Annotated in this window: 7 protein-coding genes; 4 read left to right on the top strand and 3 right to left on the bottom strand. The window is 55.0% G+C overall.

The window, feature by feature from the left end; translation table 11 throughout:
• Positions 1 to 52 precede the first annotated feature (52 nt).
• The 3 genes from A6M21_RS13170 to A6M21_RS13160 form a co-directional block, all read right to left on the bottom strand.
• Entirely contained in the window at positions 53 to 1,249 is a 1,197-nt protein-coding gene (locus tag A6M21_RS13170) for a glycosyltransferase family 2 protein (protein ID WP_066669563.1), read from the bottom strand.
• Between the two features lie 445 nt (positions 1,250 to 1,694).
• A complete protein-coding gene (locus A6M21_RS13165; protein ID WP_066669521.1) occupies positions 1,695 to 2,072 on the bottom strand; it encodes a hypothetical protein in 378 nt (125 codons plus the stop codon).
• A gap of 67 nt (positions 2,073 to 2,139) precedes the next feature.
• Positions 2,140 to 2,382 carry a hypothetical protein gene (locus A6M21_RS13160; RefSeq protein WP_242868852.1) on the bottom strand — a complete coding sequence of 81 codons (243 nt, stop codon included), beginning with the start codon at positions 2,380 to 2,382 and terminating at the stop codon, positions 2,140 to 2,142.
• Between the two features lie 381 nt (positions 2,383 to 2,763).
• On the opposite strand from A6M21_RS13160, the gene A6M21_RS13155 reads away from it, so the two are divergent.
• The 4 genes from A6M21_RS13155 (at position 2,764) to A6M21_RS13140 (ending at position 8,609) form a co-directional block, all read left to right on the top strand.
• Positions 2,764 to 4,104 (top strand): acetyl-CoA hydrolase/transferase family protein, encoded by a 1,341-nt coding sequence (locus A6M21_RS13155; protein ID WP_066669519.1) that lies wholly within the window; start codon positions 2,764 to 2,766, stop codon positions 4,102 to 4,104.
• Positions 4,105 to 4,190: 86 nt separating this feature from the next.
• Entirely contained in the window at positions 4,191 to 4,694 is a 504-nt protein-coding gene (locus A6M21_RS13150; protein WP_078060676.1) for an NADH-quinone oxidoreductase subunit NuoE family protein, read from the top strand.
• Entirely contained in the window at positions 4,687 to 6,567 is a 1,881-nt protein-coding gene (gene nuoF / locus A6M21_RS13145) for an NADH-quinone oxidoreductase subunit NuoF (RefSeq protein WP_066669517.1), read from the top strand. Before A6M21_RS13150 ends, nuoF begins: the two co-directional genes overlap by 8 nt.
• 23 nt (positions 6,568 to 6,590) lie before the next feature.
• Positions 6,591 to 8,609: a [FeFe] hydrogenase, group A gene (locus A6M21_RS13140; RefSeq protein ID WP_066669514.1), complete on the top strand. Its 2,019-nt coding sequence runs from the start codon at positions 6,591 to 6,593 to the stop codon at positions 8,607 to 8,609.
• Positions 8,610 to 8,636: the final 27 nt, after the last annotated feature.

The following is an 8,636-nucleotide window of genomic DNA, read 5'->3' as shown; positions in this document are numbered from 1 at the left end:
GGAAAAGGCTTTTTATGTCCGGTGCGGCCGGAAAGGCGGCGGCACAAATTTTCTACTGGATCTGGCTGCGCAAATGCTCGATGGAAATATCGCGCACATGCTTGGTATGGCTCCAGACTTTGTTGTTCCGGTGAATGAAACCGGCAAAGGTAATCGGAATCCAGGTCAGGGTGAATACCGGGTAATAAAGCAGCCAGACAAATGTCCGTGCCGGCGCTTTTTCCAGGTAGAGAGCCAGTCCCAGGTACAGGTACTGAAAGACGAAACCGCCGCCGAACCACCACGGGTTTACCTGGTGCCAGTTAAATATGGAATAGACCAGGGCAAGACCCATGAGCATGGTGAAGTAGGGCTGCAGCAGGTAGATGGCCCCGTCAATCTTGCGGAAGTCGAGCGTGAGCAGGCCCTCTTTGAACAGCTTGAAAAAATAACGTCCGGCCACGTTGCAGTGTCCCTGCATCCAGCGCTGGCGCTGGCGCCAGGATTGTTTCATGGTCAGCGGCTTTTCGTCATAAACCACGGCATCGTGCGCCCAATTGACGCGCATGCCGCAAAACAGGGTCTTGGTCTGAAACTCCAGGTCCTCGGTCAGGGAAGTCATGCCCCAGCCGAATTTGCGCAACACATCGCTGGCGATGCACATGCCCGTGCCGCCCAGGGCGCAGGTAAGTCCCAGGTTGTACTTGGCCAGCTGCCAGAAGCGATCGGTGATCAGGTAGCCTACGTAAATGGAACGGGAAACCCAGCTGTCCTGCGGGTTTTTGGTGTCCAGATAGCCCTGGATGATTTTTTCCCCTTGCGCCAGGCGGTGGTTCATAATAGTCAGGAAGTTGGGCGAGATCAGGTTGTCCGCGTCCAGGACCACGAAAGCGTCAAAGTGCCGGGGCAGCCCGTGGATCTTTTGAAACCCGTATTCCAGCGCATAGCCCTTGCCCTTTTCCCGGTCGTTGAAGCGTTTGATCACCGTGGCGCCGAGGGCGGAGGCAATCCCGGCCGTCCGGTCCGTACAGTTGTCGGCGATGACAAATACCTGATACAGGTGGCGCGGATAATCAAGTTGAAATACACTTTTGATTAACTCGCCGATCACCTTTTCCTCGTTATGTGCCGCAATAACAACGGCAAATGCGGCGCCAGGCGGGGTGGAATAGTTTTCCGGCCGCCGGTGGAAGGAAAAGAACGAAATGAAGATATAGTAAAGGGTAAAAAGCATCAGCAATGTTTGCAGCGCCAATATAATTTCTTTCATTACCCACTTCTCCCGGAATTTTTTCGTTGGACACAACAAAATAACCTGCCGTGCAGGAAGATGTTGGGCCATAAAATGGTGCTAGCTTAGTTTTCCCATTTCTCCGGGCAATCAACTCCCTTCCTGCCAGGCAGTTATCATTTTGGGAAAAAACCGTCCAGACGTCATAGTGTGTCCGTCAGTGTTTGCGGCCGGGCATTGATGGTATTATCAACCTGCCCAACCAAAAAGATGTGCGTAACCATTAAAATTCTAACTCAGATTGACGATCAGGGCAAGATTTTTATGGCAAAAAAAATGCCCGTCCGGGGGAGAAAAATCGATAAACCGGCCAATTGCACCATGACATGGCCCGAAAGTCCCGGAAAAAAAGAAAAACGGCACCTGTTACCGTAACGTGGGCGGAAGAGCCGGCGTTTGCGGCAACGGTCCCGCGAAATATGCATCAGCATTGCTCCGGCTTGGCAAAAACCTTGCCGCAGCGGCAACCGTATGTTACCAGGTGGTAGTCCCGTCGCTCCTGTACGCTTAAAATGCGCACCCTGCTGCTCAGCCCGTAGAGCTTTTCCCCGCACTGGGGACAGACCATGCCGGTGACATATTTGCGCGCCCGAACTACTGAAAGGCCCGGAGCGCGGGTGGCCTCCACCACATAGTCGGGAAAAGTGAACCGGGAGATCCGGTAGCGGTCCAGCACCGCCCGGATGGTTTTGAGCATGGTGTCGCGTGCCTTTCCTGTCTGGCTGGTGAGAAAAACTTCAATGGCGGTTTGAATAACCTGTTGATCCTCGCGGCTGGGGAAGGGATAAACTTTTGCTTCCATAATTCAACACCTGCGATTCAAAAGATTGACCATCTTACAGTATGTCCACCGGCCGGGCGGAAATAACTCAGGACAAGCCCAGCACCCGCCGTACGGCCTCAATATGCCGGCAACGGAAGCCGGGCTGGTGCCGGGAATTGAACCGGAAGGTACAGCAGGTGCAACTGTTTGGCGTGGTGGTCAGTTCAATGCGGCAATCCCTCTCCACCACATAAGCCAGTTCCGACGACACCGGATAAACCACCAGGTCGCCAATCATTTGCGGTATGCCAATCAAGCCGTCTGCTTCGCCGTTCTTGCCGGTGGTCAACTTTTCAGTCCTCCTGATATCCCTGGTTTATTTACCTTTAAGAATTGGCCGTCCACCGGTGATCTCCTGCCTGGGCGCAGGCGCTAATTTTGTAGAATGAATGGAAAAATGCCGGTGCCGGGCCGTCTTGTTAAAATTTTTTATAACTGATAATGAAGATGCCTTATCATTTGAAAATGAAAGGTAACGATATACAGCGCGACCTATTCTCCAATATCAGTCCAAATCTGTTTTATTTTATATTTTGAGCGAATGCACTAATTATGTTATGATTGGTGAAAGTTAATTCATTCACAATCTGTTTGGCGGGGGTGCATTAATAATGTAAATAAAACATTAGTTTATGCAATTATTGGTAGTTATTTCACGGGGGTGGAATTCATGGGTTGGTACGATCTTTACCGGCAAAAGCTGGCGCCGGCCGATGAAGCGGTGAAACTGGTGCAGTCCGGTGATTGGGTCGACTACGGAAATTTCGCCGGCCAGGTGGTTGATCTCGACCGGGCGCTGGCCAGAAGAAGGGATGAATTGTCGGACGTCAAGGTCCGTGCCGCCACCCGGGTGGCGGGGGTGCCGGAAATAGTCAGGGTGGATCCGGAGGGAAAGCATTTTATTTATAACAACTGGCATTTGAGCGGGATTGACCGCAGTCTGTCGGATCAGGGTTTATGCTATTATATTCCTATTCTGTTTCGAGATGTACCCCGCTATTACCGCCAGTATATTGATGTCGATGTGGCCATGATTGCCGTTACACCCATGGACAGGCACGGCTTTTTCAATTTTGGCCTGCAGAACGCCTCCACCCGGGCAACGCTGGAGAAGGCCAAAAAGATCATCCTGGAGGTTAATGAAAACATGCCCCGGGTTCCGGGCGGTAGAGAGGAATGTGTGCATATAACTGAAGTGGATTGTGTGGTGGAAAGCAGCAATTGGCCCATTCCCACCGCCCCGCTGCTCAAAAGCGCCGAGATCGATCAAAAAATTGCGCAACTGGTGGTGTCCGAGATTGAGGACGGCAGTTGCATTCAACTGGGCATCGGCAGTATGCCCAATGCGATCGGGGAATTAATCGCCCGGTCGGATTTGAAGGATTTGGGTGTGCACACGGAAATGTTTGTGGACGCTTACATGGACATGTACAGCGCCGGGCGGATCACGGGCAGAAGAAAGAATATCGATACCGGCAAAATGGTGTTCACCTTCTGTATGGGCACAAAGGAACTTTATGATTTTGTGGATGAAAACCCGGCGATCGCCTCCTATCCGGTCAACTATACCAACCGCATACAGGTGATTGGTGAAAACGATAATGTGGTTTCAATCAACGGCGCCATAGAAATGGATCTGTTCGGTCAAATTTGCGCCGAGTCTTCCGGAACCCGTCAGATTAGTGGTACCGGCGGGCAATTGGACTTCTTTGTCGGGGCTTTTCTTTCCAGGGGAGGAAAAGCCTTTTGCTGTTTCAGTTCCACTTTTGCGGACAAGAAAGGAAAGATCACTTCGCGGATCAAACCGCTTCTTTCTCCCGGAGCAATAGTGACCACACCACGTTCGGTGGCCATGTATATAGTAACCGAGTACGGCATGGTCAATCTGAAGGGCAAATCAACCTGGGAACGGGCGGAGGATTTAATTTCCATTGCTCATCCCGCTTTTCGCGAAGAGTTGATCGCGGAAGCGGAGAAAATCGGCATTTGGCGGCGGAGTAACCGTTGTTAACCTGTTTTCAAGAGGGAGGGATTTCAGTGGGAACAAAATCAGTTGAACCGGCACCGGTGCAACCGGAGTCCATACAGCCAGGAGCACTGGAAAGGAAATTTGCGAAGTTGCAGGAAATAGTGTCACGGCATGAAGGGCAGGTGGCCCATCTGATTGCCATCTTGCAGGAAGTGCAGCAGGAATACCGCTATCTGCCCGAAGAGGTGCTGACCTATATCGCCACGGCTTTGAACATCCCGCCGGCCGTCGTTTACGGCGTGGCCACTTTCTACGCCCAGTTTTCCCTGCTGCCGAAAGGGAAATATGTAATCCGGGTTTGTAACGGCACCGCCTGTCACGTGCGGGGAGCGGAAGGAATCCATTTTGCCCTGCGCAAGGAAACAGGCCTGGCGGAAGGACAGGAGACCACCCCCGATCTACAATTCACGGTTGAAACAGTGTCCTGTTTGGGTGCCTGCGGCCTGGCCCCGGTGATGACCGTTAACGGCCGGGAAGTGCACGGGCAGATGACACCCGAAGAAGCAACGGCTGTCCTGAACCGTTTGAAGTCCGGGGAAAACCAGGGTGAACGGGGGGATCAAGATGCTTAAATCAAGGCAGGATTTAAGAGCGCATGCGGAACGGGCGCGGCGGGCGCTACGGGAGGAAAAACTGCGCATTTTGATTTGTGCCGGCACCGGTTGTGTGGCCAACGGCTCGCTCGGTGTGTATGAGGCCTTTCAGCATGAGCTGGTCCAAAGGGGCCTGCCATATAAACTGGAACTGGTCCAGGAGGTGGAGCACCCCGCTGTTGCTTTGAACGCCAGCGGCTGCCACGGTTTTTGCCAGATGGGACCGCTGGTGCGCTTTGAACCGGCGGGTATTCTCTATTGTAAAGTAAAACCGGCGGATGTTCCGGAAATTGTTGAGGAGCACCTGGTCAACGGCCGTCCGGTGGAAAGGCTGCTCTACCACCATCCGGCCACCGGCCGGGTGGTGGCCCGGGAAGATGATATTCCCTTTTACCGTCACCAGGTGCGCATTGCATTGGAACAATGCGGCCGGGTCAACCCGGAGGATCTCAATGATTACCTGGCCCACAGCGGGTATCAGGCGCTGGAGAAAGTGCTTTTCGAGATGACCCCGCCGGATGTGATCAAAGAGGTTCTTGACTCCGGGCTGCGCGGTCGGGGGGGCGCCGGTTTTCCTACCGGCCGGAAATGGACTTTTGCCCGCAATGCCCCGGGGAATAAAAAATATTTTATTTGCAACGGTGACGAGGGTGATCCGGGGGCTTTCATGGACCGCAGTGTGATGGAAGGCGCCCCCCACCGGGTGCTGGAAGGAATGATGATAGCCGGCTATGCCATTGGCGCGGATGAGGGCTATATCTATGTACGGGCGGAATATCCGCTGGCGGTGAAAAGACTGCGCAAGGCGATTGCTGATGCGGAAGCCGCCGGTCTGCTCGGTGAAAACATTCTGGACAGTGGTTTTTCTTTCCGCATTCATATCAAGGAGGGAGCCGGCGCTTTCGTATGCGGCGAGGAAACGGCGCTGATTGCTTCGGTTGAAGGACAACGCGGCATGCCCCGCCCGCGCCCGCCGTTTCCGGCCAACAGCGGACTGTGGGGCTGCCCCACCGTGATTAATAATGTGGAAACACTGGCCAACATCGCGCCCATCATCATGCGGGGCGCCGGCTGGTTCAGGCGGTACGGCACGCCCGGCAGTCCGGGCACCAAGACCTTCGCCCTGGCCGGTCAGGTTGCTCATACCGGCCTGGTGGAGGTGCCCATGGGCATCACTTTGCGGGAAATAGTTTTTAACATCGGCGGCGGCCTGCGGGAAGGAAAAAGCTTCAAGGCCGTGCAGATCGGCGGTCCCTCCGGGGGATGCCTGACGGAAGAACATCTGGATTTACCCCTTGATTTCGATTCCCTGCAAAAGGTGGGGGCGATGATTGGTTCCGGGGGAATGGTTGTGCTTGGACAGGACAGTTGTATGGTGGAAGTGGCCCGGTTTTTCATGACGTTTGTTCAAAACGAGTCATGCGGCAAATGCGTTCCCTGCCGGGAAGGAACCAGGCGCATGCTTGAACTGTTGACCAGTGTAACCAACGGCAAGGCTGCGGAAGAAGATTTGGCCCTGCTGGAGGAGTTGGCCCAAACCGTCAAGGACGGTGCCTTGTGCGGTTTGGGTAAAACAGCGCCGAACCCGGTGCTGACCACTCTGCGTTACTTCCGCCCCGAATATGAAGCACACGTCAGGGACAACAAATGTCCGGCCGGCGTTTGCAAGGACCTGCTCAGCTACTTCATCAACGCTGAAAAATGCAAGGGTTGCGGTTTATGCGCTAAAAACTGCCCGGTGGAGGCAATCAGCGGTGAGAAGAAGCAGCCGCATGTGATTGATTTGACGAAGTGTATCAAATGCGGCACCTGCATGGAAAATTGCAAGTTTGATGCTGTTTATACGGCCTGATTACGAAGGGAGTGAGCTGTGATATGTCTACCGGTAATGTGAGCATAGACGGCCGGCTGGTTGAAATAAACGACTGCCGGAACCTGCTGGAATTAATCCGTCTGGCCGGCATTGAATTACCCACTTTTTGCTATCATTCGGAGTTGAGTATTTACGGCGCCTGCCGCATGTGCATGGTGGAAGTGGACGGCCGGGGCCTGACGGCCGCCTGTTCCACCCCGCCTGAAAACGGCATGGTGGTGCATACCAACACTGCCCGTACCCGGCGGCTGCGGCGCATGATCATTGAACTGTTGCTGGCCAATCACGAACGCGAGTGCACCAGTTGCGAGCGCAGCGGCAATTGCCGGCTGCAGCAACTGGCGCATCAGTTGGGTGTGACCAGAGTGCGCTTTGGGGGGCGGGACAGACGGTTGCCGGTGGACGGTTCTTCCCCGGCGCTGGTCAAGAATCCCAACAAATGCATACTGTGTGGTGACTGCGTACGCATGTGCAAGGAAATCCAGGGCCTGGGGATCTGGGACTTTGCTTTTCGCGGTGCGAAAACGCAGGTCACCACCGCCTTTGACAAACCGCTGGCGGAAGTATCCTGTGTCAACTGCGGTCAGTGCGCCGCCGTCTGTCCCACCGGCGCACTGACCGTGAAACCGGATGTGGACCGGGTTTGGGAAGCTATTTACGATCCGGACAAGGTGGTGGTGGTGCAGGTGGCGCCGGCGGTGCGGGTGGCCATTGGTGAAGAGTTCGGCCTGCACCCGGGGGAGAAGGCTACCGGTCAGATGGTGGCGGCTTTGCGCCGAATCGGTTTCGACCGCGTGTTCGATACACTTTTTACGGCCGACATGACCACCATTGAGGAATCGCTGGAACTGCTGGGCCGTTTGGATAATGGCGGCAGACTGCCGCTCTTCACCTCCTGCTGTCCGGCCTGGGTCAAATATGCCGAGCAATTCCACGCTGGTTTGCTGGAAAACCTTTCCACCTGCCGTTCCCCCCAACAGATGTTTGGCTCGCTGATCAAGAAGCACTATGCCCGGGAAACCGGGCTGGAGTCGGGCAAAATGGTTTGTGTATCCGTGATGCCCTGTACGGCAAAGAAATTCGAAGCCATCCGGCCCGAATTCGTTACTGCGGAGTCTCCCGACGTGGACATCGTGCTCACCACGGTGGAACTGGCCAAAATGATCAAGGAAGCGGGCATCGTCTTCAACGAATTGGAGCCGCAAACTTTTGACAATCCCCTCGGAATGGGCTCCGGTGCAGCGGTGATCTACGGCGCGTCGGGCGGAGTGATGGAATCGGTGGTGCGCTTTGTTTCATTCCATCTGGATGGTGCCGGACAGGGACGGGTGGACTTTTACCCGGCGCGCGGCATGCAGGGAATCAAGGAAGCGGAACTGGCCATCGGCGGGCAGACGCTCAAGCTGGCGGTGGTCAACGGCCTGGGCAACGCCGAAAAATTGATCAGGCGGCTTGAAGCCGGGGAAATCTTTTACCACGCGGTGGAAATAATGGCCTGTCCCGGAGGATGCCTGGGCGGCGGTGGGCAGCCGGTGCCCAACGATACCACCGTCCGGCGGGAACGCATGAAAGGGATTTACAGCCTGGACCGGGCTGAGCAGTTGCACCGGCCGCAGGACAATGTTTTCGTCACCAGAGCGCTGGAACGCTGGTTTGGTGGACCGGCCAACCGGAATACCCACCGGGATCTGCATACTCATTATTACCCCCGGCGGCGGATCAGCGGCAAGCCGGTGGACGTAAGCGGAGAGCCGGAACAACAGCCGCTGGAAGTGGCGGTTTGTGTGGGTACCAACTGCTACCTGAAAGGCTCCTATGATGTACTGAATAAATTTGCGGAACTGGCACGTCAGATGGGGATTATGGATTATTTGCGTCTGAAGGGGACTTTTTGCCTTGAGCATTGTGATTGCGGGGTGAGCGTAAAAGTGGGGGAAGAAATAATCACCGGTGTGGATCCGGAGAACGTGGAAGAGCTGTTCCGGGCCAGGGTGGCAGCCAGGGTACCGACTCCCCGGTAACCTTCTACTTGATTGACCTGCCGGGGG

It is taken from the genome of Desulfotomaculum copahuensis (genome assembly GCF_001655685.1).
GTDB lineage: Bacteria > Bacillota > Desulfotomaculia > Desulfotomaculales > Desulfovirgulaceae > Desulfotomaculum_G > Desulfotomaculum_G copahuensis.
Note: the sequence above shows the minus strand (reverse complement) of the source record. Positions and strands in the feature narration are given on the sequence as shown.

Coding starts and splice junctions, on each gene's coding strand:
- A6M21_RS13165 (WP_066669521.1), bottom strand. CDS start 2,072: ATGGAAGCAAAAGTTTATCCCTTCCCCAGCCGCGAGGATCAACAGGTT.
- A6M21_RS13140 (WP_066669514.1), top strand. CDS start 6,591: ATGTCTACCGGTAATGTGAGCATAGACGGCCGGCTGGTTGAAATAAAC.
- A6M21_RS13170 (WP_066669563.1), bottom strand. CDS start 1,249: ATGAAAGAAATTATATTGGCGCTGCAAACATTGCTGATGCTTTTTACC.
- A6M21_RS13155 (WP_066669519.1), top strand. CDS start 2,764: ATGGGTTGGTACGATCTTTACCGGCAAAAGCTGGCGCCGGCCGATGAA.
- nuoF (WP_066669517.1), top strand. CDS start 4,687: ATGCTTAAATCAAGGCAGGATTTAAGAGCGCATGCGGAACGGGCGCGG.